Genomic DNA, 25447 nt, shown 5'->3' with positions numbered 1-25447 from the left:
GATGGCCATGACGGGGGCCGTGAAGGACGAGCTGAGCCGGGTCGATGTCACCAAGCCGTGCTGTCGGAAGGCGGAGATGGCGGCGATGCTGCGCTTCGCCGACGGCCTGCACATCATGGGTGGCCACGTGGTGGTCGAGGCGGAGCTGGACACCGGCGCCGCGGCGCGCCGGCTGCGCCGCGAGATCGCCGAGGTGTACGGCTATCCGAGCGAGATCCACGTGCTCGCGTCCGGTGGGCTGCGCAAGGCAAGCCACTACATCGTCCGGGTGGTCCGGGACGGCGAGGCGCTGGCCCGCCAGACGGGTCTGCTGGACCTGCGTGGCCGGCCGGCGCGCGGGCTGCCGCCGCACGTGGTGTCGGCGAGCGTGTGCTGCGCGGTCGCGGCGTGGCGGGGCGCGTTCCTCGCGCACGGTTCGCTGACCGAGCCGGGCCGGTCCTGCTCGCTGGAGGTCAGCTGCCCGGGGCCGGAGGCGGCGCTGGCGCTGGTCGGCGCGGCCCGGCGGATCGGCATCATGGCCAAGGCCCGGGAGGTGCGCGGCATCGACCGGGTGGTGGTCAAGGACGGCGACGCGATCGGCGCGATGCTGACCCGGCTCGGCGCGCACGCCAGCGTGCTGGCGTGGGAGGAGCGCCGGGTCCGCCGAGAGGTGCGGGCCACCGCGAACCGGCTGGCCAACTTCGACGACGCGAACCTGCGCCGGTCGGCACGGGCCGCGGTGGCGGCCGCGGCGCGGGTCACCCGGGCGCTGGAGATCCTCGGCGCGGAGGCGCCGGACCACCTGGTGGTCGCCGGCCGGCTCCGGTTGGAGCACCGGCAGGCGTCGCTGGAGGAGCTGGGTGCGCTCGCCAACCCGCCGCTGACCAAGGACGCGATAGCGGGACGCATCCGGCGGCTGCTGGCGTTGGCGGACAAGCAGGCGCACGACCGGTCGATTCCGGACACCGAGTCGGCGGTGACCGCGGAGATGCTCGCCAGCGAGGCATGAGCAGCGTCACCGGTTCGCGGTTCGGGGTTCGGCTGCGCCCGGGTCGGTGTCTGCTGGCCGTAGCGCCGGCCGCTCACGGCCGGCGCGGGTCGCAACGATAGGGTCGGGTGTGTTCGGCGACGAGGCCGACGGCTCGCTCCCCGCCGGCGGTGGTGGTGTCCGAGCGTCGCCGCCGACGGTGGCGGCGTGCCGGGTGCCCGTGGACCGGCGGCGAGGCGGTCCCACACCTGTGACAACGACGGGCCGGCTTCGGCCGGCGGACATTCTGGTGAGGAGATGGGTCGCGTGACCATCCGCGTTGGCATCAACGGCTTCGGCCGGATCGGCCGCAACTTCTTCCGTGCCGCGCTCGAACAGGGCGCCGACGTGGAGGTCGTGGGCTACAACGATCTGGGCGACACGGCCACGATCGCGCAGCTGCTGAAGTACGACTCGGTGCTGGGCCGGCTGCCCGCCGAGATCAGCCACGACGAGAAGTCGATCACGGTGAACGGCAAGCGCATCGTCGCGCTGGCGGAGAAGGTCGGTCCGTCCGGCCTGCCGTGGAAGGACCTGGGCGCCGACGTGGTGGTCGAGTCCACCGGCCGGTTCACCAAGGCCGAGGACGCGCGCGGCCACCTGGACGCGGGCGCGAAGAAGGTCGTGATCTCCGCCCCGGCCAAGGGCGAGGACCTGACCGTGGTGCTGGGCGTCAACGACGACCAGTACGACGCGGCCAAGCACCACGTGATCTCGAACGCCTCCTGCACCACCAACTGCCTGGCCCCGCTGGCGAAGGTGCTGAACGACGCGTTCGGCATCGAGAGCGGTCTGATGACCACGATCCACGCCTACACCCAGGACCAGAACCTGCAGGACGGGCCGCACAAGGACCTGCGCCGGGCGCGCGCGGCGGCGATCAACGTCGTACCGGCCTCGTCGGGTGCGGCGAAGGCGATCGGCCTGGTGCTGCCGGAGCTGAACGGCAAGCTCACCGGTGCCGCGCTGCGGGTGCCGGTGCCCACCGGCTCGGCCACCGACCTGACCGTGCTGCTGCGCGAGGCCCCGACGGTCGAGGCGGTGAACGCGGCGTACCAGGCGGCCGCCGAGTCCGGCCCGCTGGCCGGCTACCTGCGGTACAACGAGGACCCGATCGTGTCGAGCGACATCGTCACCGACCCGGCGTCCTGCATCTACGACGCGCCGCTGACCCAGGTCATCGGCAACCAGGTCAAGGTCCTCGGCTGGTACGACAACGAGTGGGGCTACTCCAACCGGCTGGTCGACCTGGTCGAGCTCGTCGGCGCCGACCTGTAAGGACGTTCATGCGAACCCTGGACGATCTGCTCGCGGAGGGCGTCTCCGGTCGGCGCGTGCTGGTGCGCGCCGACCTGAACGTCCCGCTGCGGCACACCGAGGAGTCGGTCACGGTGACCGACGACGGCCGGATCCGTGCGGTGCTGCCGACGATCCGGGCGCTGGCCGAGGCCGGCGCGCACGTGGTGGTCTGCTCGCACCTGGGCCGCCCGAAGGGCGCCCCGGACCCGAAGTACTCGCTGGCCCCGGTCGCGGCCCGGTTCTCCGAGCTGCTGGGGGCGCCGGTGGCGTTCGCGACCGACACGGTGGGGGAGTCGGCCGACACGGTCACCGCCTCGCTCGCCGCCGGCGAGGTCGCGCTGCTGGAGAACCTGCGCTTCAACGCCGGGGAGACCAGCAAGGACGACGCGCAGCGCGGCGAGTTCGCGGCGAAGCTCGCCCGCTACGGCGAGGCGTACGTGGACGACGCGTTCGGTGCGGTGCACCGCAAGCACGCCAGCGTGTACGACGTGCCGAAGCTGCTGCCGCACTTCGCCGGTGGGCTGGTGGTGCGCGAGCTGGACACGCTGTCCACGCTGACCAGTGACCCGAAGCGGCCGTACGTGGTGGTGCTGGGCGGGGCGAAGGTCTCCGACAAGCTCGGCGTGATCAACAACCTGCTGCCCAAGGTCGACGCGCTGCTGATCGGCGGCGGGATGTGCTTCACCCTGCTGGCCGCGCAGGGGCACGGGGTCGGCGACTCGCTGCTGGAGGCCGACCAGATCGACACCTGCAAGCAGCTGCTGGCCGAGGCGGGCGCCAAGATCGTGCTGCCCACCGACGTGGTGGTGGCGGGCGAGTTGTCGGCGACCGCGGCCACCCGGGTGGTCGGGGTCGACGCGATCGGCGCCGGCGACAAGGGGCTCGACATCGGGCCGGAGACCACGCGGGCGTTCGCGGCGAAGCTGGCCGACGCGGCCACCGTGTTTTGGAACGGCCCGATGGGCGTCTTCGAGTACGAGCCGTTCGCGGCCGGCACGAAGGCGGTCGCCGAGGCGGTGGCCGGTGCCGGGTTCAGCGTGGTCGGTGGCGGCGACTCGGCCGCCGCGGTGCGCGCGCTGGGCGTGGACGAGGCGAGCTTCTCGCACATCTCCACCGGTGGCGGCGCCTCGCTGGAGTATCTGGAGGGCAAGACCCTGCCCGGTGTCGCGGCGTTGGAGGCCTGAACCGATGGCGAAGAAGTCCGAGGCGGTGCCGGGCCGCCGGCCGCTGATGGCGGGCAACTGGAAGATGAACCTCAACCATCTCGAGGCCATCGCGCTGACCCAGAAGCTCGCGTTCTCGCTGACCGAGAAGCAGCTGTCGGCGGTGGAGACGGTGGTGCTGCCGCCGTTCACCGACATCCGCAGCGTGCAGACCCTGGTGGCCGGCGACAAGCTGCTGCTCGGCTACGGCGCGCAGGACCTCTCGCCGTACGACTCGGGTGCCTACACCGGGGACATCTCCGGCGCGATGCTCGCCAAGCTCGGCTGCTCGTACGTGCTGGTCGGGCATTCGGAGCGGCGGGAGCTGCACGGCGAGGACGACGCGGTCGTCAACGCCAAGCTGCGGGCGGCGATCAAGTACGAGATCGCGCCGATCCTGTGCGTCGGTGAGGGTCTGCACGTGCGCAAGGCCGGCGAGCACGTCGCGCACTGCACCGAGCACCTGACCGCGGCGCTCAAGGGCGTCAAGGCCGAGCAGGCCGAGTCGCTGGTGGTCGCGTACGAGCCGGTCTGGGCGATCGGCACCGGCGAGACCGCGACGCCCGAGGACGCGCAGGAGGTCATCGCGGCGCTGCGGGCCAAGCTGGCCGAGCTGTACTCGCCGGAGTTGGCGGACCAGATCCGAATCCTCTACGGCGGTTCGGTGAAGTCGAAGAACATCGCGGGCATCATGGCGCAGCCGGACATCGACGGCGCCCTGGTCGGCGGCGCCAGCCTGGACGTCGAGGAGTTCGTGCTGATCTGCCGGTACCGCGACCTGTTCGGCTGACGCCGGTCGAACGGTTCAGGGGCGGGTGCCGTGGCGCCCGCCCCTTTCGCGTGCCCACCACCCGATCGCGGCGCCCAGCACGAGCGCTCCCACCCCTGCGGCGACCGTGCGACCGGCCGGACCGCCCCGCCGTACCGGTGGCGTCCCGGCGCCGGTGCCCGCCCGGGCCGGCCCCGCGTCCGATCCGGTGGCGGGCCGCGCGCGGTGGGGCAGCGCGTCGTCGGGCCGCGGCGGTACCGGGCCCGGCCGGCCCGTGCGCAGCCGCGGTCGTACGGTGACCGCCGACCCGCCCGTGGCGTCGTACTCCGGCCGCCCGGCGCGCAGCCGCGGTCGCACGGTGACCGGTGGCCCGGCCGCGACCGCGGCGTCGTACTCCTGGTCGACCATGCGGAAGAAGCGGCGGCTGCGCCGGGAGCGGCCGATCATGCGCTGGCTGTCGTGCTCGCGCCAGGAACGCCGGCCGACGTCGCCGGCGAAGAACGTCCGCAGGCTCAGCCGCAGCCGCTGCTCGTTGAACGCGCCGACCAGCCAGCCGGCGTGCCAGTAACCGATCATCAGCGTCACGTAGAGGTCGACATCGGTGTCGAGGCCGGTGTCGCGCCGCGGCCCCCAGCACGCGGCGAGTGCCGGGTCGTCCATCGACATCCGCAGCATCTCGCGGTGGTACTCGCGGAACGCGTACTCGCGCTCGATCCGGCTCTGCCGCCGCTGCAGGACGAGCGAACCGGCCACGCCGAGCAGCGCGACACCGGAGACGATCGCGGCGACCCCGCCGTACGTGTCGCCGACGGCGCCGAGCCGCCGCCAGTCGGCGTCGGTGTGGGCGTGCAGCAGCGGCCACAGCAGCAGCGGGGACAGCGCGACGAGGCCGAGCGCGGCGGCGCCGACGAACACCCCGAGTGCCACCCGTACGGCGGTACGGGCCGAGCCGATCGTCACGGTGCCGTCCTCTCCGTTTCCCCCGACCTCGTACCGGTCGCGGCGTCCGTGCCCTGCTCGGTGGTCGCGGCCCGGCCGAGGCTATCTTCTCAATGTGCACGGTGTACTGGTACGACTACACAATGTGCGGACGGCGGGGGTCGTCGCGGTTGGCGCGACGGTGCTCACGATGGCCGCTGGCTGCTCGGGGCCGGCCGGCCACGCCGAGCCGGCCGGCGGGCTGCGCCGCGGCGGGACCGTCTACCTGCTGGCCGAGTCCAACGGCTTCGCGCACCTGGACCCGCAGCGCACCTTCACCACGGCCGCGCTCAACGTCAGCCGGCTGATCTACCGCACCCTGACCGCGTTTCGTACCAACCCGGACGGCGCCGGGGTGACGCTGCACCCGGACCTCGCCACCGACCTCGGCCGGGCGTCGGACGGCAACCGCACCTGGCGCTTCACCCTGCGTACCGGTGCCCGCTGGGCCGACGGCGAGCCGGTCACCTGCGCGCAGGTGAAGTACGGCGTGCAGCGCAGCTTCGCGCCCGCCGCGGCCGGCGGCCCGAGCTACCCGCGGCAGCTGCTCGCCGACACCGCCGGGTACCACGGGCCGGCGCCGGGCGACGCGTCGGCACCGGGACTGTCGTCGGTGCGCTGTGCCGGCCGGACCGTCACCTTCCACCTGCGGCAGCCGTGCGGGGACTTCGGCGACGTGGTGGCGATGCCGGTGTTCGCGCCGGTACGGCCGGACCTGGACGCCCGCGGCGACTACGACGCGCGGCCCGCCTCCGACGGCCCGTACCGGATCGCCCGGCGCACCGACAGCGAGCTGGTGCTGACCCGCAACCGGTACTGGCGCGCGGCCAGCGACCCGATCCGGCCGGCGTACCCGGACCGGTTCGTGGTGCGGTTCGGCGCCGACCCCGGCTGGTCGACCGACGCGCTGGTCACCGACCGCGGCAGCGCCCGCGGCTCGATCCAGCTCGACTACAACGTGCCGGCGAACTTCGTCCAGCAGGTCATCAACGACCCGCAGCAGAGCGCCCGCACCGTGTCCGGGCCGACCGGCGCGATCCGCTACCTCGCGATCAACACCCGGCGGGTCACCGACCTGCGCTGCCGGCAGGCGATCGGGCACGTGCTGGACAAGCAGGCGTACCGGATGGCGGTCGGCGGGTTCGTCGCCGGCGACTACGCCGCCACGATGCTGCCGCGCGACATCGCGCCGACCGTCCGGCATCCCGCGGTCGCCGACCCGGCCGGCGACCTGTCCGCGGCGGTGTCGCTGATCGGCCGTACCGGCCGCTGCCCGGACCAGCTGACGCTGGACTACCAGGACGTGTCGAGCTTCCGCTGGGCGGCGCAGACCATCGTCGACTCGTTGCAGCGCATCGGCGTCCAGGTGCACCCCAACCCGATCCCCAAGTCCCGGTTCTACGACGTGGTCGGCGACCCCCGGGCCGAGCACGACCTGGTCCTCGCGGCCTGGGTGCCGGACTGGCCGAACGGTTCCTCGTACCTGCCGACGCTGTTCGACGGGCGGCTGCTGGCGCAGAACGCCACCGGCGGCAACTACAACCTGTCCCAGCTCGACGATCCGGCCGTGGACGACATGATCGACACCGCCGAGGCCGCCACCAGCCGCGGCCAGCAGGACGCCGACTGGGCCGCCGTGGACGCCGCCGTCCGGGCCCGCGGCGCCGTGGTGCCGATCCTGTACGAGCGGGGCCTCGCCATGTACGGCGGCGACGTCGGCGGTGCGGTCATGCAGCCGGTCTACGGCGAACCGGACGTGCTGGGCCTGGGCCTGCGCCGAGCGTGACCGACGGGTACCGTCGAGCCCGCCGGCCGGCGCGCTTCGGTACGGGTCTGCCCGTGGTCGTGCGCCGATGGCCGGTTATGCTGGGACACCGGTCACGGTGTGCGGCGCCCTGTCCTCGTGCGGGCGGTCCACACGACGTGTCGACCCGGCGCCGACCGGACCGCCCGATGTACCCGAGAGGATTCGCCCCGCATGAACTGGTTGGTGTACGTCCTGACCGGCCTCCTGTTCGCCACCAGCGGCGTGATGGTGCTGCTGATCCTGCTGCACCGCGGCAAGGGCGGCGGGCTGTCCAGCATGTTCGGTGGCGGCGTGTCGTCGAGCCTGTCCGGTTCGTCGGTCGCGGAGAAGAACCTGGACCGGTTCACCGTCATCTGCGGCGTGCTGTGGTTCGCCTGCATTGTCGGCCTCGGATTGTTGCTGAAAGTGTTCCAAGCTAAGTCGTAATGTGAAAATCACCCCCGGGCAGGTGCCTGAACAGGGGATTCGTCATAAACTCAGCGCGCGGCCGCAATGTGCGGCCGCGCGCTGAGTCTGTCCCGGCCCGTCGTGGCGGACTCGCGTGGTGTCTTGCGTTCTGCACCCCCCAGCGCGAAGACAGGAGCGAGGAACCGTGGCCACTGGCAACAGCGCCATCCGCGGAACACGAGTCGGCGCCGGCCCGGCACGCTGGGCCGATCACGCCGAACCGGCCCCCCGGCAGCACGTCAGCTACTGGTGTGCGAACGGCCATGAGGCTCGGCCGCTGTTCTCGGCGGGTGCGGCGGCACCCGACACCTGGGACTGCCCGCGGTGCGGCCTGCCGGCCGGACGCGACCGGGACAACCCGCCCGAGCGTCCGCGCACCGAGCCGTACAAGACCCACCTCGCGTACGTGAAGGAACGCCGCAGCGACACCGACGGCGAGGCGATCCTCGCCGAGGCGCTCGCCCGGCTTCGCAGCGGACGCGCCTAGTCACGAGCCGGCCGGCACACCGGATGGTGTGCCGGCCGTTGCCGTGCCCGGCGGGATCGGCTGCCGGGGCAGGGACCTAACGAAGCGGGGAGCGGAACCGGGCGGGGACGCCCGCCGCCGCGGCCTGGTCGAGCAGCCACACCGTGTCCTGGGTGCCGTGCACCCCACCGGCCGGCAGCTGCACCGGGCCTGGACCGGCCAGCGCCAGCTCGACCGCGCGTGCCTTGCCGGCGCCGGACGCCACCAGCCACACCTCCTCGGCGGAGTCGAGCACCGGGGGAGTCAGGCTCAACCGGGTCGGCGGCGGCTTCGGCGCGTTGTGCACCGGGATCACCGTCGCCTCACCGTACGAGTCCGGGTGCGCCGCCGGGTGTTCCGGGAACAGCGACGCCACGTGCCCGTCCTCGCCGACCCCGAGCATCAGCACGTCGAAGAACGGGATCGTCTGGTGGCCGGGGCCGGCCGCCGCGGCCAGCGCCGCCGCGTACCGTTCCGCCGCGGCCTGCGCGTCGTCACCGTCCGGGCCGTCGCTGGCCGGCATCGGGTGCACCCGGGCCGGATCCAGCGGTACCGCCGAGAGCAGCGCGGCGCGCGCCTGCGTCTCGTTGCGCTCCGGGTCGCCGGCCGGCAGGAACCGCTCGTCACCCCACCACACGTCGACCCGGGACCAGTCGATCGCGTCCCGCGCCCGGGACGCCGCCACCGCACGGTGCACCGCGTCCGCGATCCGCCCGCCGGTCAGCACCACGGTCGCCACCCCGCGGGCCGCCTGCGCGTCCAGCAGCCGGGTGGCCAGCCGGGCCGCGACCGCCTCCGCCAGCACCTCGGCGTCGGCGTGCACGATCACCCTTGAACTCACCGATCTCTCCGTTCCTGTCGCTGGGCGGCCCGGCGGTGCGTCGACGGGTCGCGGCCGATCCGACGCCGAGACGACTCGGGGCGCGCCATGGCGACGCGCCCCGAGTCCCGGCTCACTTCCCGGCGGACTTCGCCGGTTTCCTGCGCGCCGCCGGTGGCGGCGTGTCCGGCTCGTCCGGCTCCGGCTTCTCCGCCAGCGCCGGGTCGTGCCAGATGTGCACCCGCTGGCTCTCCCGGTCGTTGAGGCCCTTGATGCCGGTGGTCGACGACAGGGCGGCCGCGTACGGCTCGTCCGGGTCGAGCCGGCGCAGCTCCTCGGCCAGCTCCTCGCCGAGCGGCTGCCGCAGCAGCGGCATCGTCCGGTCCGGGAAACCGGTGCGGCTGAGCACGGCCGTCCCGTCGTCGGCGGTGACGCTCAGCGTTCCGCCCGTCGCCATCGCCACCTCGACCGAGGCGATCGCCTTGCCGTCCCCGTCCGCGTACGTCGGCTTGACACCCAGCCGCGCCTGCAGCCAGCCGCCCAGCAGCCGGACACTGGGGTCGTGCCGGTCGCCCTTGATCGTCACCTTGTCGGCGGCCGCGCCGTCGGCGGTGTCGTACGCGCCGGCCAGCGTGGTGCGCCACGGGGTGAGCCGGGTCCAGGCCAGGTCGGTGTCGCCCGGCGCGTAGTCCTCGGCCCGCCACTTCAGCGCGACGTCCGGGTCGGGCGCCTGAGCCGCGTCGGTGATGCGCCGGTCGGCGACCACCCCCAGCGGGTCGTACGCGATCTTCTCCGGCGGGTCGCCGTGCCACCAGGTGACCACCGGCACGTCCGGGGCCAGCAACGGCAGCGCCACCGACTCGGCGTGCAGCGCCAGCCGGCCGTGCATGCGCATGATGACCGCCTCGCACGGGCCGAGCCGCCCACCGACCATGATCTCGGCGTCCAGCCGGGAGTCCTGGTCGAGCACGTTGCGCCGGACCACGATGATCAGCCGGCACGGGTGCTGCTGCGCGGCGATCATCGCGGCCTGCTCGGTGTCGCGCACGTGCCGCTCGTCGACCACGGCGATCAGCGTCAACGCCAGGCCGCTGGTCACGCCGCCCGCGCTGCGCCGCTCCGCGGCCAGTGCCTTGACCACCTCTTGACCGGTGGTGTCCCACAGTGCGATCACGGCCGCCTCCAGGTCCGACCATCGCGGGCCAGCATCTCGTCGGCCTCGCGCGGGCCCCACTCACCGGCCCGGTAGTGGTACGGCGTGGTGTTGGTCCAGTAGTCCTCGAGCGGGTCGACGATCTTCCAGCTCTCCTCGACCTCCTGGGAGTTCGGGAACAGCGTCTTGTCGCCGATCAGCACGTCCAGGATGAGCCGCTCGTACGCCTCCGGGGAGGACTCGGTGAACGCCTCGCCGTACAGGAAGTCCATCGCGATGTCGCGGACCTCCATGGCGCTGCCGGGCACCTTCGAACCGAACTTGAGCGTGACGCCCTCGTCCGGCTGCACCCGGATCACCAGCTGGTTGTGGCCCAGCTCCTCGGTGTCGGTCTTGGCGAACGGCAGGTGCGGCGCGGTCTTGAACGACACCGCGATCTCGGTGACCCGCCGCGGCAGCCGCTTGCCGGCCCGGATGTAGAACGGCACCCCGGCCCACCGGCGGTTCTGTACGCCGAGCCGGACCGCCACGTACGTCTCGGTGGTGGAGTCCTGCGGGACGTCCTTCTCCTGGTGGTAGCCGATCGCCCGCTCACCGGCGACCCACCCCTGGCTGTACTGGCCGCGGATGGCGTAGCGCTTCTTGTCGTCGGGCAGCGTGATCGCCCGCAGCACCTTGAGCTTCTCCACCCGCAGCGACTCGGAGTCGAAACTGACCGGCTCCTCCAGCGCCACCATCGTCAGAAGCTGCAGCAGGTGGTTCTGCAGCACGTCCCGGGCGGCGCCGGCCGCGTCGTAGAACCCGGCGCGGGTACCGATGCCGACGTCCTCGGCCATCGTGATCTGCACCGAGTCGACGTAGTGCGAGTTCCAGACCGGCTCGAACAGCGTGTTCGCGAAGCGCAGTGCCAGGATGTTCTGCACCGTCTCCTTGCCGAGGTAGTGGTCGATGCGGAACACGTCGGTCGGGGTGAACACGTTGTCCACCAGGCCGTTGAGCTCCCGCGCCGAGTCCAGGTCGTGCCCGAACGGCTTCTCCACCACCACCCGGCGCCAGCCGCCGGACTTCTCGTTGTCGGCCATCCCGGTGCGCTCCAGCTGCTTGAGCACGGTCGGGAACGCCGGCGGCGGGATCGACAGGTAGAACGCCGCGTTGCCCGGGATGCCGTGCGTCTCGCGCAGCTTGTCCAGGGTGGCGGCGAGCGTGTCGAACGCCTCGTCGTCGTCGAACGAGCCCGGGACGAACTTGATGCTGCCCGACAGCCGGGCCCACACCTGCTCCCGCCACGGGGTACGCGCGTGCTGCTGCGCCGCGTCCCGGGCGATGGACTCGAAGTCGCCGTGCCCCCAGTCACGCCGGGCGAAGCCCAGCATGACGAAACCGGGCGGCAGCAGCCCCCGGTTCGCGAGGTCGTAGACGGCCGGAATCAGTTTCTTGCGGGCCAGGTCGCCGGTGACCCCGAAGATCACCAACGCGCACGGCTCCGGTACCCGCGGCAGCCGGCGATCCTGCGGATCGCGCAGCGGGTTGCGAGCCTTGACAGGCTCGGTGGCGGCGGACCGCCTCACTGGTGCCCTCCCTGCATCGGTGGCCGCCGGGCGGGTGCGCCCGGCGGCCGCGGGTTCGTCCGCGGATGCGGTCACTTCGCCTGGCCGAGCTGGTCGGACACGCTGTCCAGCAGCTCCTGCCAGCTCTTCTCGAACTTCTCCACGCCCTCGCGCTCCAGCACCGCCGTCACGTCGTCGAAGTCGACGCCCAGCGCCGTGAGCGACTCCATCACCTGCTGCGCGTCGGCGTAGTTGCCGGTGATGGTGTCGCCGCGGGTCTCGCCGTGGTCGGCGTAGGCGAAGATGGTCTTCTCCGGCGCGGTGTTCACCACGCCCGGCGCGACGAGCTCCTCGACATACAGGGTGTCGCGCAGGTTCGGGTCCTTGGTGCTGGTGGAGGCCCACAGCGGCCGCTGCGGCTTCGCCCCGGCCGCGGCCAGCGCCTTCCACCGGTCGGAGCCGAACTTCTGCTCGTACAGCTGGTAGGCGAGCCGGGCGTTGGCGATCGCCGCGGTCGCCCGCAGCTTGTCCGCCTCCGGGCCGCCGATCGCGTCCAGGCGCTTGTCCACCTCGGTGTCGACCCGGGAGACGAAGAACGAGGCGACGCTGGCCAGCGTGGACAGGTCGTGCCCGTTCGCCTTGGCCTGCTCCAGCCCGGCGAAGAACGCGTCGATCACCTCGGCGTACCGCTCCAGGCCGAAGATCAGCGTCACGTTGACGCTGATGCCCTGCGCCAGGGTGGCGGTGATCGCCGGCACGCCTTCCGGCGTCGCCGGGATCTTGATGAACAGGTTCGGCCGGTCCACCAGCCACCACAGCGCGGCGGCCTCGGCGACGGTCTTGTCCGTCTCGTGCGCGAGCCGCGGGTCGACCTCCAGCGAGACCCGGCCGTCGACCCCGTCGCTCGCGTCGTACTCCGGGCGCAGCACGTCGCAGGCCCAGCGCACGTCGTAGGTGGTGATCATCCGGGTGGCCTCGTCCAGCGAGACCCCGCGGCGAGCCAGGTCGGCGACCTGCGCGGCGTACGCGTCGGCACCCGCCAACGCCTTGGCGAAGATCGTCGGGTTGCTGGTGACCCCGACGACGTGCTTGTCCCGGCGCAGCTCGTCCAGGTTGCCCGAGACGAGCCGTTGCCGGGAGATGTCGTCGAGCCACAGCGCCACCCCGGCTGCGGACAGTTCGGCGAGTCGGTCGGTCATGATGCGCTTTCACCTCCTGCCGCTCGCCATGCCCGCCGGCGGGGCGCGCGGCTGCGTTCGTGTCTGTTCCCTCTATGGGTTCAACGAGAAACCCGACGTCAAACGTTCCCGGTCAGCCGATGGCGGCCACCCGCTCGCGGGTGCGGTGCGCCGCCGCCACCACGTTGTCCACGGTGAAGCCGAACTCCTCGAACAGGACGGTGTCGGGAGCGCTCGCACCGTAGTGCTCGATGCTCACCGACTCGCCCAGATCGCCCACGATGCCCCGCCAGTACAGCGCGATGCCGGCCTCGACCGAGACGCGCGCCTTGACCGACGGCGGCAGCACCTCGTCGCGGTACGACTGCGGCTGCGCCTCGAACCACTCGGTGCACGGCATCGACACCACCCGGGTCGGCACCCCCTCGGCCTGCAGCGCGTCTCGGGAGCGCAGCGCGAGCTGCACCTCGCTGCCGGTTGCCACCAGGATCACCTCGGGTGCGGCGCCCTGCGCCTCGGCCAGCACGTACCCACCCTTGGCGGTGCCCTCGGCGGAGCCGTGGTTCGACCGGTCGACGGTGGGCAGGTTCTGCCGGGACAGCACCAGCGCGGTCGGCCGGTCGGTGTGCTCCAGCGCGCCCCGCCACGCCCACGCGGTCTCGTTCGCGTCGGCCGGCCGGACCACGTCCAGGCCGGGGATGGCGCGCAGCGCGGTCAGGTGCTCGATCGGCTGGTGGGTCGGGCCGTCGCCGCCCAGCCCGATCGAGTCGTGCGTCCAGACGTAGACCACCGGCAGCTGCATCAGCGCCGCGAGCCGCACCGCCGGCCGCATGTAGTCGCTGAACACCAGGAACGTGCCACCGAACGGGCGGGTTCCGCCGTGCAGCACGATGCCGTTGAGGATCGAGCCCATGCCGTGCTCGCGGATGCCGAAGTGCAGCACCCGGCCGTACGGGTCGCCCGGGAACATCTTCGTCGCGTGCACCGCGGGCAGGAACGACTCGGCGCCCTCGATGGTGGTGTTGTTGCTCTCCGCCAGGTCGGCCGAGCCGCCCCACAGCTCCGGCAGCACCTCGGCGATCGAGTTGATCACCTTGCTGGACGCCTTGCGGGTGGCCATGCCCTTCTCGTCGGCCGGGAACTCCGGCAGCGCGGTGTGCCAGCCGTCCGGCAGCGCCCGCCGGGACAGCCGCTCGTACAGCGCGTGCCGCTCCGGGTTGGCCTTCGCCCAGGCGTCGAAGCCCTTGGCCCACTCGGCCTGCTCGGCCTCGCCGCGGGTCAGCGCCTTGCGGGCGTGCGCCAGGACGTCGTCGGCGACCGCGAAGTGCTGCTCCGGGTCGAAGCCGAGGACCTTCTTGGTCGCGGCGAGCTCGTCGGCGCCCAGCGCCGAGCCGTGGATCTTGCCGGTGTTCTGCTTGTTCGGTGCCGGCCAGCCGATGATCGTGCGCAGCGCGATGAACGACGGCTTGTCGGTCACCGCCTTGGCGGCCTCGATCGCCCGGTACAGCGCCTCCGGGTCCTCGTGATAATCGCCACCTGTGGTCCAGTCCACCCGCTGCACGTGCCAGCCGTAGGCCTCGTAGCGGGCCAGCACGTCCTCGGACTTGGCGACGTTGGTGTCGTCCTCGATCGAGATGTAGTTGTCGTCGTAGAGCACGACCAGGTTGCCCAGCTGCTGGTGCCCGGCCAGCGCGCTGACCTCGTGCGTGATGCCCTCTTCGATGTCGCCGTCGGAACAGATCGCGTACACGAAGTGGTCGAACGGGCTGGCGTCCGGCGCCGCGTCCGGGTCGAACAGGCCGCGCTCGCGGCGGGCCGCCATCGCCATCCCGACCGCGTTGCCGAGCCCCTGGCCGAGCGGGCCGGTGGTGGTCTCCACCCCGGCGGTGTGGCCGTGCTCCGGGTGCCCCGGGGTGCGGGACTGCCACTGCCGCAGTTGCTTGAGGTCCTCCAGCTCCAGGCCGTATCCGGCCAGGTAGAGCTGGATGTACAGGGTGAGGCTGGAGTGCCCGGCGGACAGCACGAAGCGGTCTCGTCCGGCCCAGTTCGGGTTGGCCGGGTCGTGCCGCATCACCCGCTGGAACAGCAGGTACGCGGCCGGCGCGAGGCTCATCGCGGTACCGGGGTGACCGCTGCCCGCCTGCTCGACGGCGTCCGCGGCGAGGACCCGGACCGTGTCCACCGTGCGCCGGTCGAGCTCAGACCATTCGAATGGGGTGTCCGTCACGGGATGGCTCTCCTGTCCTCAACGTTGCTTCGAACCGGTGGGTGCGGCGTGCGTGCACGTGCCCGCCTGAAACCCACCAGGTCGACCCTACCCACGCCGCGCACGCAGCGTGGTGGGATCCCTCGCGTGCCACCTGCTGGACCCCGTGTCAACCTGTAGACAGGGGAAACGCACCCTGCCGGTCTTCGACGCCGCTGTTCGGCAATCGTTTGTCCATCGTTTCCCATCGCGACTCGCGGCCGTGTCCCGGGGGGTCGGTCGGTACCGGGGGTGACCGGCTCGCCACCGTCCCCCGGGGTGGGGTGGGCGCGCCGAATCCGGCACCCTGCCGCAGCCGGCGCACCGAGCCGCACTAGTCTGTTCTACGACACGTAGTACGGCTCCGGTGCAGTCCGCAGGAGCACTCCTCGTCCCGATGCCGGAAGGTGGCTGGATCCGCGTGAGTACGGTCGCCGACCGCGAAGCCTCCGACGCGCAGCAGTCCGCGGAGACCGCCCCGGCCGTCGCCTCGACGCCGACGCGTGCCGCGCGCGCGAAGGCGGTGTTCTCCGCCTACCTGGCGCTGACCAAGCCGCGCATCATCGAGCTGCTGCTGATCACCACCGTGCCGGCCATGTTCCTCGCCGCGCACGGGCTGCCGAGCATCGTCACGATGGTGGTCGTGGTGTTGGGCGGCGCGCTCGCCGCCGGCAGCGCCAACGCGCTCAACTGCTACATCGACCGCGACATCGACCAGGTGATGCGGCGCACCTCCACCCGCCCGCTGGTGCGGCACACCGTCTCGCCGCGTTCGGCGCTGGTGTTCGGGCTGGTCATCGGGGTCACCTCGGTGCTGCTGATCGGGCTGACCACCAACTGGTTGGCCGGCGGGCTGACCCTCGCCGCGATCTTCTACTACGACGTGGTCTACACGCTGCTGCTGAAGCGGCGCACCGCGGCCAACACGTTCTGGGGCGGCGCCTGCGGCAGCGCGCCGGTACTGATCGGTTGGGCGGCGGTGACCGGCGGCCTGGGCATCACGCCGTGGCTGGTGTTCGCGGTGGTGTTCTTCTGGCAGCCACCGCACTTCTGGGCGCTGGCGATCAAGTTCAAGAAGGACTACGCCGCCGCCGGGGTGCCGATGCTGCCGGTGGTCGCCTCGCTGCGCCGGGTGCTGGTGGAGTCGGCGATCTACTCATGGTTGATGGTCGCCTGCTCGATCGCGCTCTGGCCGCTCGCGACCAGCTGGGTCTACGGCGCGGTCGCGGTGGTGCTCGGCGCGCTGTTCCTGTTCGAGGTGCACCGGCTGCTGCACCGCGAGAAGCGCGGCCAGAAGATCAAGCCGATGTACCTGTTCCACTGGTCGATCACCTACCTGACGCTGCTGTTCATCGCGCTGGCCGTCGACGCGTTCCTGTAGCGGCTTCCCGTGGCGGGCACCGAACGGGGCCCCCGGGTGAGGGATGTCATGCCCATCGATGTGGTGGTCGAGAACGCGCTCGCGGACCGGACGAAACCGGCGGTAACGGGCCGGTGAACAGTAAGTCGCATCACAGCTTTTGACGAGTTCCGCCGCGGGGTGCGCATCGACTGCCTAGCCTCACTGACATGCCAGATACCCCCATGGCTTCAACGGAGTCCGAACAGGTCCCCTCCGGGATCGTGGCGGGACTCAAGGCGTTCACCAGTGAGCACGACGGTGCGACCGCCGTGATCGAGTACGTCGGTCGTCGCGGCGCGCGGATCGTGCTGGTCGGCGAGGACGGCACCTGGGGCGACCAGCTCGCGCCCGCCACCGACGTCGCCCGGGCCGCCTGCCGCGAGGCCGGCGTGCCGGTCGAGAACGGCTGGGAGCGCGAACTGACCGAGAACATGCACGGCGGCCCTTCGCTGTGGCGCTCGATGGGCCGCACCGCGCTGGCCCGCTGAACCGCTGAACGACGGCGGTCCCGCCGGCGTCGCGCCGACGGGACCGTACCGGTGAGTCGGGTCAGAGCTGCTGCCACAGGGCCGGCACGTTCGGCGGCTCCCAGCCGGCGAAGGCGGTGTGCGCCTGCCGGCACCGGTACTGCCCACCGGCGTAGGTGACCACGTCGCCGACCTGGTAGCTCGCCCCCTCGGTCCACGTCCCGCCCGGCTGCGAGGTGCCGGTCGGGGTCGGTGCCGGGCTGCCACCGCCGGTCACGTCCAGCACGAAGTCGAACGTCCCCTCCCGCTCGTCGCCGCTGGTGCGCATGGTCATCAGCAGCCGGGCGTCGAAGATGCTGTCGGTGCTGTTGCGCGGCTCGCCCGGGAAGTACAGCTGGGTGGTCAGCACCGGCTCGCCGGGCGCCTGCAGCTTGACGTGCAGATGCCTGGTACGGCCGGGATAGAGCCCCGGCACGATCGTCTCCAGGTGGTAGCTGCCGTCGTCGCCGGACAGCTGGTGGCCGCGCAGCCGGAACCCGGTCATGTCGTACGCGCCGTCGTCGTCGGCCTGCCACCAGTCGAGCAGCACGCCGGCCAGCGGCTGGCAGGTCCGCCCGAACACGTACCCGGACGCGGTGAGCAGCGTGCCGGGCAGGCCCGGTTCGCGCAGCGAGGTGCGCAGCGGCGAGTTCGGCTTGAAGTACGGGCCCTCGATCTGCTCGGGTGTCTCGTCGCCGTCGGTGCACTGCGGCGTCGGATCGAGCGTACGGGCGGTGTCGCGCCGGGCCGGATCCGCCAGCGCCGGAACCGCCACACCGGCGATCGCGGTGGCGGGCAGCGCCACGGCGGCGGCCCTGAGCAGTTGCTTGCGGCTGAGTCGGGGGGAGCGGGGAGCGTCGTCGGCCATCGGAACCTCCGGTGGGCGGGGTGGGGGACGCCGCCGACGCTAGGGCCGCGGCGGCACCCGGTCGATGGACTGCTCGCCGTGATCGTGGTGCTTTCCACCGGCACGCGGCGCCGGGCCGGCGGGATCGCGGCCGGGTGCGCGAACCTGCCGCCGGTAGCCGCCCGGGCTCTGCCCGGTCTGCCGGCGGAAGAACCGGCAGAAGTAGGCGGCGTCGGCGATCCCGACCCGGGCGGCGACCGCCGCCACGGTCAGGTCGGTACCGGCGAGCAGTCGCCTCGCCTCCAGTACCCGGGCCCGGCGGATCCAGGTACCGGGCGGTGCGCCGGTCGCCTGCCGTACCGCCTCGGCGAGGCCGCTGGGCGACACGCCCAGCCGGTGCGCGTACCCGGCGACCGGGCCGAGCAGCGGGTCCGGACCGGCGAGCAGCCGGGCGAACTCGCGGGCCAGCGTCGCCCGGGGGCCGAGCACCGGCGCGGCAGGGGAGTGGCCCGGCAGCCGCAGTGCTCGGCGGATCAGCACGTGCAGCAGGGCGCGCAGGATGTCGACGTGGCCGGCGGCGCGCTGCCGGTACTCGCCGGTCAGCTCGGCGAGGACGGTGGCCAGCCGGTCGGCGTCGGCGCCGGTCGGGGTCGGCCCGGGCCGGTGGCCCAGCCACTGCAGCGCTGCCCGGTCGCCGGGCGCGTCGCGCAGGAACTCGTCGCCGAACAGCACCACCTGGCCGGTCAGCCCGGTCGCCGCCCAGGCGTGCACCTGCCCCGGTACCAGCACGCACAGCTGCGGCGGTCGCACCGGGTGGGGGACGAAGTCGACCAGGTGCTCGCCGTGGCCGCCGGTGACGAACACGATCTCGTGGAAGCGATGCCGATGGGCGAAGCGGGCCCGCGACAGCGGGCCGATCTCGTCGAAGGAGCCGATCGCGAACGGCAGCAGCTCCGGATCCGGCACCGCCAGGCGGTGCACCGGCAGCGCGTCGGTGCCCATGTGGCCTCCGCGGCGCCGGACCGGCGGGGGGTTGGTGGCCGAGCCGGCGCCGCAACGAGAATCTAACCGGTCGGTACCGGGGACGGCAGGCCTGGCGGGCGCGGGTACCTGCCGGGAGGCAGGTACCCGCCGTGGCTCAGCGGCCGGGCCGCTCGGCGGCGGGCCGCCGGTGGCTCAGCGGCGGGCCGCCGGTGGCTCAGCGGCGGGCCGCCGGTGACTCAGCGGCCGGGCCAGACCGGGCGGGGACGCTCGTCGTCCAGTGGCCGGGTGGACTCCCAGATCCGGCGCCACCGGGACGCGTCCTCCGGCTCGGCCGGCACCACGTCGGTACCGGCGGCCGCCGCCTCGATGTCGGTACCGGTGGCCGGTGCCGCCTCGATCGCCGGCGTCTCCTCGGCGCCGATGGCCTTCGGCCCGGTCGGGGCGGACAGCTGGCCGGCCGCGGACGCGCGCAGCGCCTCGTACCAGCCGAGCTCCTCCTCGTTCCACAGCCGGGTGACCTCGGACATCATCCGGAAGCTGAAGTCACGCACGCCCTCGCCGGCCTCGGCACGCATCGGCCGGCCGTACCGGATGACGACCTTCGGTCGGCCCGGCCGCGGCCAGTTGCGGCCGCGCGGCATCGCGCCGTACGTGCCGCGCAGCGAGATCGGCACGCACGGGATGCCCTTGGAGATGCACAGCGCCGCGGCACCCACCTTGAACGGGTTCATCCAGCCGTCCTGCGACCGGGTGCCCTCCGGGAACAGCAGCAGCGACCAGGCGTCGTCGACCAGCCGGCCGGCGAGCCCGCGCAGCCGGCGCGACCCGTACCGCTCCACCGGGAAGGTGTTGAACACCAGCGCGGTGGTGAACGCGCGCCAGCGGGCGTCGAAGAAGTAGTCGGCCGCGGCGCCCACCGCCAGCCGGTCGGTGAACCGGCGCGGCAGCGAGCCGAGGATCATCGGCGTGTCGAGGTGACTGGAGTGGTTGGCGATGAAGATCGCCGGGCCGCGCAGCCCGTCCAGGTACTCCCGGCCCTCGACGGTGACCCGGGTCTGGCTCCACGCCACCGGCTTGAGCACGCCACGCTGGATCGCGGTACGCACGATGCCGGTGACCGGGGTGCGCGCCCACGCGGTCGGGAACTCCTTCGGCTCGTGCTTGGGCGCCCACGGCTCGGCCGAGCGGGGGGTGCGGGACCGGCCACGCCAGTCCCGTCCCCGCGACAGCAGCTTCGCCTCGCTGATCAGACCCATGGCACTACCTCACATCCGCGAGGGTCAGCGGCGGCATGTGCAGGTAACTGATCTCCGGGCTGGACCCGACCGTGTGCTTGGCCATCTCCAGCGCGTCGCCCAGCGTCGTCGCGGTACGGAAACCGAGCCGTGCGGCGGTCTTGCGGTCCGCGCCGACGAAGATCACGTCGCCCAGGTGGTCCATGGCGTGCGACGCCCAGTACCACATGTAGAACGGGTGCACGCCGTGGTACGCGTACGAGTTGCGGTACAGGTGGATGTACCACTCGTCGGTCGCGAACTGCTTCTCGTACTTGGCTTCCAGCTGCGCCGGGTCGGTCGTCTCGGCGAGCACCTCTTCGAAGAAGTCGATGTAGCTCGGGTGGTGCACCGGATGGAACTCGTTCGGCATCGGGTGGTAGAAGATGCCCACGCCGCCCTGCCGCACGATCGGCTTGTTCAGGTACATGTTGAACTGGTAGCCCAGTCCCATCGACGTCACCAGGATCGGGTTCATGATCGAGTTGACGTTGTACGGGCAGATGAACGGCACGCCGAACACGCCGATGTCGGCCTGGCCGTTGACCTCGACCCGCTGCTGCTCGTGCACCTTAGCCATGGTCAGCGGGTGCACCTCGCTCGGCGCACCGGCGTTGATGCCGGTCATCTTGTACGGCGCGTACTGGCTCTGCCAGACCTTGCGCCGCATCTTGGTCGGCAGCATCTCGTTGGCCCGCTTGACCGCGAGGTAGGACGCCTGGTCCTTGAGGTTCCACTCCCACTCGCGCTTGTTCAGGAAGCCCATCGCGGACGGGAACGACTCGCTGTTGACGCTCGTCTCGATGGTGAACACCTTGACGTGCCCGCCGAGCAGGTCGGCCATCCGGTTGTACGAGTGGTGCATCGCCGAGTTCGGCGGGTCGTTGAACGACCGCGAGTGCTTCAGCACGTGCGAGTTGTGGTGGTGGCGCAGGCTGTTGTAGCCGGCCAGCCCGACCGACACCGACTTCGGGCCACCGGACATCGGGGTCAGGTTGATGTTGACGTAGATCAACAGGTCGGACTCCATCGCCCGCTTGTTGAGCTCCACGTCCTCACCGTGGTCGGTCTTGCCGAGGTGGACCATGTTGTCCTTGTCCTCGGCGTCGTGGTTGCGCAGGTGCTCGGGGAAGAACGCGCGGAACACCCGCTCGCCGACCGCGCGCTTCAGCTCACTCGGCGTCATCCGCCGGTGCAGCGCGTTCGCCGCGACCAGTTCGACGTCGTTGACGCCCTTGCGGGCGGCGAGCTCGAGCACGTGTTCGAGGATGCGCTGCCGGATGTCCGGCGTCTGCATCTGCGGCAGCGGCAGCGAGATGTCGTCGAACGCGATCGTCAGCTTCATGCCCGGCCTCAGCAGCTCCGGCAGCGGCTCCATCCCGTGCGGGTGCAGCAGCGCGTGCCGGATCGCGGCGTTCACGTCCCGCAGCCCGGGCAGCGGATCCGGCCCGTAGATCACCTTGCTGCCCAGCGGCAGATTCTCCAGCCGGAACCCCTCGCCCTGGTGGATCAGCAGCGGTGGGGTCCGCTCATCGACCTCAAGTACGAACCCTGGCCTGCTCACGCCGCAGCCTCCCGTTGGGTACCAACAAATGTCGTGTCCATCGCGCCCGTGCGCGTCGCCTTCGTCATGACCGCCCCCGTCACTGCTGGCCCGGCGCGAAGGCGACCTTGACGGTACCGAGCCGGCCCGCCGCGAAGGCGTGCCCGATCGCGTCCCGCCACTGGCTCAGCGAGTAGACCGCGTCCACGTAACCGTCCAGCGGTGCGGTACCGGCCAGCGCCACCGCCTCGGTGAAGTCACCGGCCCGGCCGTCGGCGCGGGTACGCTCCTCGGCCGCGTTCGGCACGTCGTCGGTGACCTTCTCCGGGCCGCCGTGGTCGGAGGCGTAGGCGCCGACCAGGCTCAGCTCCCGGTACCACAGCGGGGTCAGGTCGACGCCGCTGGCCGGGATGCCGGAGGCGACCACGGTGCCGCCGGCTCGCACCATCCGCAGCGCGGAGGTCAGGCCGCCGGTGCCGCCGGTGCACTCGAACGCGATGTCCGCGCCGCCGAGCAGGAAGTCCGCACCCATCTGCGGGTGCTGCAGCGAACCGCCGGTGGCGCGGCGCAGCGCCCGGGCCGCCCGCTTCGGCTCGAACACCTCGGTGGCGCCCAGCTGGATCGCACGTTCCCGCTGGTGGCGGTGCTTGGCGACGACGTAGATCGGGCCGGCCTGGGTGAACTCGCGCAGCGCCAGCAGGGTGAACAGGCCGACCGTCCCGGCCCCGATCAGCAGGATCGAGGCGCCGGCCGGCACGTGCACCCGGCGCACCGAGTGGACCGCGCAGGCGATCGGCTCGACCAGCACCGCGCGCTCGTTGCTCAGCTCGTCCGGCACCGGGTGCAGCTGGCTCGCGTGTGCCACGAACTGCTTGCTCCAGCCGCCGCCGGTGTCGCCGCAGTACCCGGTCTGCAGGCCGGACGACACCGCGCCGCCGGTGATCCGGTCGCAGCGCGACTCGCGGCCGGTGGCGCACCAGACGCACGGCTCGACGCCGCGCGGCCGGCAGGACAGCACCGGGTCCATCACCACCCGGCTGCCCTTCGGCAGGCCGGGCAGCTCGTCCATGGTCTCCGCGACGACCTCGTGCCCGGGCACGAACGGCGTCGAGATCATCGGCGACAGGTACGGGGAGTTCGAGCCGGACAGCAGCCCCAGGTCGGAGCCGCAGATGCCGGACAGCAGCGGCTTGAGCCGGGTCCACTCGTCGCTGGGCCGGCGTGGCTCGGACTTGTTGGTCAGCCGCAGCGGCGCCATGTTGCCGACCAGCAGGCCGGCCATCCGGCCGCCGAGCTTGGTCCCGGTCGCGGTGCGGGTCGCGATGTACCGGGCCGCGGAGCGATGGTATTCCAGCGCCAGGATCACCGGGTCACCTCCGAACCGCCGGCGGGCAGCGATCGGACCGGCGCGCCGGGCAGCGCGGTGGTGCTCGTCCCGGTCGGCAGCACCGCGGCCTGCCCCCAACTACCGGCGAGCAGGCTGTCGCGACTGCCGTCCATCAACGCCTCCACCGGGCCGCGGGTGTGCTTGCCCCACTCGCGCACTGTCCACTTCTTCCGCTTCGCGTGCCGGTACAGCTTCGGGTCGGGGTTGACCGCGTTCGCGGTACCGACCGCCTCCAGCAGCGGCCGGTCGGAGAAGCTGTCGCCGTAGGCGTACGACCTGGCCAGGTCGAACCCGTTGAGCCGGGCGTAGCGGCGCAGGAACGCCGCCCGCGCCTCGCCGACCAGCGGCGGCCCGTCCAGGTAGCCGGTGAACCGGCCGTCCACCACGTGCAGCCGGCTCGCCACGATGTCGTCGAACAGCCCGTTCAGCGGCTCGACCAGGATGTCGATCGCGCCGGTGATCAGCAGCGTGCGGTGCCCCGCGGCCTTGTGCCGGCGGATCTGCCGGACCGCCTCCGGCAGCGCCCGGGCCAGCAGCGTGTCACCGAGCCGGTCGGCCACCACCCGGCGCAGCGCCTGCTCGTCGGCGCCCTCGTACCGGCGCAGGAAGGTGCGGACGAAGTCGCCCCGGTCGCGCCGCTCGGCCCGCAGGTACTTCGGCATCGAGGTGGCGAGGTCGGCCAGCTCGCCGACCCAGCCGGACTTGGTGCGGCCGGCGAGCCGGGCCCACAGGTACGCCTCGATCATGTTGGAGGCGATGACCGTGCCCTCCAGGTCGAACACCGCGACCGCGTCGGTGCGCTCCGGCAGCGTCTCGCGCTTGGCGACGCTACGCGACCGGGGCCGCGACCCGATCGCCCGCATCGCCGCGGTGATCGCCGGGTAGTGCACGTCCTCGAGGTAGTAGTCCCAGTCGATGACGCGCGGATCGAAGCCGTGCCGCTCCCGCTCGTCGGCCGGCAGCGACTCGTGCAGCGCGAGCAGCCGGTCGTCGGTGTAGATGACCTCGGCCTCGGTGTACACCCCGTAGAGGTCGGAGTACTTGCGCAGGAACTCCAGCTCGCGCTGCTTGCGGTGGACCTTGGTCATCCAGTCCCGGGTGCGCGGCGAGGCGGGCATCTTCAACAGCGCCGACTCGGCGAAGCCGGTCGCCCGCTCGCCGGTGCGCAGCAGCCGCTCCACCGCCTGCGAACCGGGGAACGTCCAGAGCGGCACCTTGATCTCGCCGCGCCCGCCGTCGGGCATCGGGTGCGCCTCGAAGTACTCCCGGATGGTCCGGTACATCTCCCGGATCGGCAGCGGGTTGGAGTGCCCGGACCCGACGTGGAAGTACTGTGCCTCGCCCGGCTCGGTCGGCGCGGTCGCGGCGGCCAGCGTCGCGTTGACCACCAGGTCGACCGGGATCACGTCGAGCACGCCGTCCGGCAGGCCGGGGAACTCCTGCAGCACGCCGCGCCCGTACGCCAGGATGATCGGGTCGGCCATCTTGAAGCCGTCGATCCAGCCGGGGAACGGGTACTTCAGGGCGCTCTCCACGATCGCCGGCCGCACCACGGTCAGCCGGTGGCCGGCGCCGGCCCACAGCTGCTCGGCGGCGCGCTCGCCCAGCGCCTTGGTGAACGTGTACACGTCCGGCCAGCCGAGGCTCTGCGCGCGCAGCCGGCCGTAGTCGATCAGTCGCTTGGACACCCACTCCTTGCGGGCCTCCTCGGCGGCCAGCGCGGCCGACTGCGGGCCGGCCTTGCCGTGCTCCTCGCGGGCCTCGGCGAGCGCCTTGCGCAGCGCCTCCGGCCGGCGCGAGTCGCGCTCCACCTCGTCCCGCGCGGCCAGCGCCGAGGCCAGCTCGGTCTGCCAGTCGACGGTGTGGTCCAGCGACGCCTCGGGCACCACGCCCTTGCGGGCGCCGGCCACGTACGCGGTCGAGATGTGCACCACGTGCGGGCTGGTGCCGGTCGCCGCGATCGCCTGGTAGAGGTTGACCACGCCGGACACGTTGGTCCGGAAGGCCTCGTCGATCGGCGGATCGAACGACACCGTGGACGCGCAGTGGATCACCACGTCCAGGTCGTCGGGCAGGCTCGGCGGGTTGCCGCCCAGGTCGCCCTCGACCACGTCGACGCGCTCGGCCGCGATCCGGGCCGCCTCGTCCTCGCCGACCCGCTCGCGCCAGGTGTTGAACACCGGCTTGCGCAGCATGCTGTCCAGCCGTGCCACGGCGGGCGTGCTGCCCTTGCGCCGGATCAGCACCGAGACGCGCGTGTCCGGATAGTCGGACAGCAGCTTCTCCAGGGTCGCCTGACCCAGGAAGCCGGTCGCCCCGGTGAGCAAGACGTGCGCACCGGCCAACCGGCGAGCTTCCCCGCCCGTACCGACGTGCTCGCCGCTGTGGTCGTCCGCCACCTGCGCCCTCCCCGGCAGATCGATCGCCATCACCGCGGCCCGGTACCGGCAGTCGCCGGCCGATCCCGTCGGCTCCGACACGTTATACGTTGCCACCCGCGGTGTTCCAGGCCGGGTGACGATGCCTCGATTCGTACCGCGACGCCGCG

The 25447-nt window shown here is 72.3% G+C and carries 21 protein-coding genes; 9 read left to right on the top strand and 12 right to left on the bottom strand.

From position 1 onward, the window contains the following. The first annotated feature begins 1 nt into the window (after position 1). The 4 genes from whiA to tpiA all read left to right on the top strand — a co-directional run bounded on the left by whiA (position 2) and on the right by tpiA (position 4297). Positions 2-988 (top strand): DNA-binding protein WhiA, encoded by a 987-nt coding sequence (gene whiA / locus NUM_RS08875; protein WP_030447543.1) that lies wholly within the window; start codon positions 2-4, stop codon positions 986-988. Positions 989-1273: 285 nt separating this feature from the next. Then, positions 1274-2284 (top strand): type I glyceraldehyde-3-phosphate dehydrogenase, encoded by a 1011-nt coding sequence (gene gap, locus NUM_RS08870; RefSeq protein WP_207124314.1) that lies wholly within the window; start codon positions 1274-1276, stop codon positions 2282-2284. An 8-nt stretch (positions 2285-2292) separates the two neighbouring features. After that, positions 2293-3489: a phosphoglycerate kinase gene (locus tag NUM_RS08865; RefSeq protein ID WP_207124313.1), complete on the top strand. Its 1197-nt coding sequence runs from the start codon at positions 2293-2295 to the stop codon at positions 3487-3489. 4 nt (positions 3490-3493) lie between these two features. Then, entirely contained in the window at positions 3494-4297 is an 804-nt protein-coding gene (gene tpiA, locus NUM_RS08860) for a triose-phosphate isomerase (RefSeq protein WP_207124312.1), read from the top strand. Between the two features lie 15 nt (positions 4298-4312). On the opposite strand, the gene NUM_RS08855 is transcribed toward tpiA, so the two are convergent. Further along, positions 4313-5236, bottom strand: a complete 924-nt coding sequence (locus NUM_RS08855) for a DUF6082 family protein (RefSeq protein ID WP_207124311.1) — start codon at positions 5234-5236, stop codon at positions 4313-4315. A 169-nt stretch (positions 5237-5405) separates the two neighbouring features. On the opposite strand from NUM_RS08855, the gene NUM_RS08850 reads away from it, so the two are divergent. From NUM_RS08850 to NUM_RS08840, 3 genes are all read left to right on the top strand, one after another. Continuing rightward, positions 5406-7040, top strand: a complete 1635-nt coding sequence (locus NUM_RS08850; protein WP_207124310.1) for an ABC transporter substrate-binding protein — start codon at positions 5406-5408, stop codon at positions 7038-7040. 192 nt (positions 7041-7232) lie between these two features. Continuing rightward, entirely contained in the window at positions 7233-7487 is a 255-nt protein-coding gene (gene secG / locus NUM_RS08845; protein ID WP_030447537.1) for a preprotein translocase subunit SecG, read from the top strand. 166 nt (positions 7488-7653) lie between these two features. After that, positions 7654-7995, top strand: a complete 342-nt coding sequence (locus NUM_RS08840; RefSeq protein ID WP_207124309.1) for an RNA polymerase-binding protein RbpA — start codon at positions 7654-7656, stop codon at positions 7993-7995. A 76-nt stretch (positions 7996-8071) separates the two neighbouring features. On the opposite strand, the gene pgl is transcribed toward NUM_RS08840, so the two are convergent. From pgl to tkt, 5 genes are all read right to left on the bottom strand, one after another. Continuing rightward, positions 8072-8854, bottom strand: coding sequence for a 6-phosphogluconolactonase (pgl, locus tag NUM_RS08835; RefSeq protein WP_207124308.1), 783 nt, complete (start codon positions 8852-8854; stop codon positions 8072-8074). 112 nt (positions 8855-8966) lie between these two features. After that, the gene (locus tag NUM_RS08830; protein ID WP_207124307.1) at positions 8967-10007 is read right to left on the bottom strand and encodes a glucose-6-phosphate dehydrogenase assembly protein OpcA; all 1041 of its coding nucleotides are present in this window, start codon (positions 10005-10007) and stop codon (positions 8967-8969) included. Next, positions 10004-11554 carry a glucose-6-phosphate dehydrogenase gene (gene zwf / locus NUM_RS08825; RefSeq protein WP_207124306.1) on the bottom strand — a complete coding sequence of 517 codons (1551 nt, stop codon included), beginning with the start codon at positions 11552-11554 and terminating at the stop codon, positions 10004-10006. The genes NUM_RS08830 and zwf overlap by 4 nt, the downstream gene beginning before the upstream one ends. A gap of 71 nt (positions 11555-11625) precedes the next feature. Further along, positions 11626-12732, bottom strand: a complete 1107-nt coding sequence (gene tal / locus NUM_RS08820) for a transaldolase (protein ID WP_207124305.1) — start codon at positions 12730-12732, stop codon at positions 11626-11628. A gap of 112 nt (positions 12733-12844) precedes the next feature. Beyond that, positions 12845-14938: a transketolase gene (gene tkt, locus NUM_RS08815; RefSeq protein WP_207124304.1), complete on the bottom strand. Its 2094-nt coding sequence runs from the start codon at positions 14936-14938 to the stop codon at positions 12845-12847. A gap of 439 nt (positions 14939-15377) precedes the next feature. Between tkt and NUM_RS08810 the strand changes: the two genes are divergently transcribed. Together NUM_RS08810 and NUM_RS08805 are read left to right on the top strand one after the other, a co-directional pair. Beyond that, positions 15378-16337, top strand: coding sequence for a heme o synthase (locus NUM_RS08810; RefSeq protein WP_225918431.1), 960 nt, complete (start codon positions 15378-15380; stop codon positions 16335-16337). 188 nt (positions 16338-16525) lie between these two features. Continuing rightward, positions 16526-16846 carry a hypothetical protein gene (locus NUM_RS08805; protein WP_207124303.1) on the top strand — a complete coding sequence of 107 codons (321 nt, stop codon included), beginning with the start codon at positions 16526-16528 and terminating at the stop codon, positions 16844-16846. 61 nt (positions 16847-16907) lie between these two features. Here the strand turns inward: NUM_RS08805 and NUM_RS08800 are convergent, their stop codons facing one another. From NUM_RS08800 to NUM_RS08775, 6 genes are all read right to left on the bottom strand, one after another. Then, entirely contained in the window at positions 16908-17732 is an 825-nt protein-coding gene (locus NUM_RS08800) for a dioxygenase family protein (RefSeq protein WP_207124302.1), read from the bottom strand. A gap of 39 nt (positions 17733-17771) precedes the next feature. Next, positions 17772-18713: an AraC family transcriptional regulator gene (locus NUM_RS08795; RefSeq protein WP_207124301.1), complete on the bottom strand. Its 942-nt coding sequence runs from the start codon at positions 18711-18713 to the stop codon at positions 17772-17774. Between the two features lie 218 nt (positions 18714-18931). Continuing rightward, entirely contained in the window at positions 18932-19951 is a 1020-nt protein-coding gene (locus tag NUM_RS08790) for a 1-acyl-sn-glycerol-3-phosphate acyltransferase (RefSeq protein WP_207124300.1), read from the bottom strand. A 4-nt stretch (positions 19952-19955) separates the two neighbouring features. Beyond that, entirely contained in the window at positions 19956-21533 is a 1578-nt protein-coding gene (gene larAH / locus NUM_RS08785) for an NPN-dependent hydroxyacid isomerase, LarAH14/15/16 family (protein WP_207124299.1), read from the bottom strand. 79 nt (positions 21534-21612) lie between these two features. Further along, positions 21613-22878 (bottom strand): zinc-dependent alcohol dehydrogenase, encoded by a 1266-nt coding sequence (locus NUM_RS08780; protein WP_207124298.1) that lies wholly within the window; start codon positions 22876-22878, stop codon positions 21613-21615. Next, entirely contained in the window at positions 22875-25379 is a 2505-nt protein-coding gene (locus NUM_RS08775) for an HAD-IB family hydrolase (RefSeq protein ID WP_207124297.1), read from the bottom strand. Before NUM_RS08775 ends, NUM_RS08780 begins: the two co-directional genes overlap by 4 nt. Positions 25380-25447: the final 68 nt, after the last annotated feature.

The organism is Actinocatenispora comari, from assembly GCF_017312725.1.
GTDB classification, from domain to species: domain Bacteria; phylum Actinomycetota; class Actinomycetes; order Mycobacteriales; family Micromonosporaceae; genus Actinocatenispora; species Actinocatenispora comari.
Note: the sequence above shows the minus strand (reverse complement) of the source record. Positions and strands in the feature narration are given on the sequence as shown.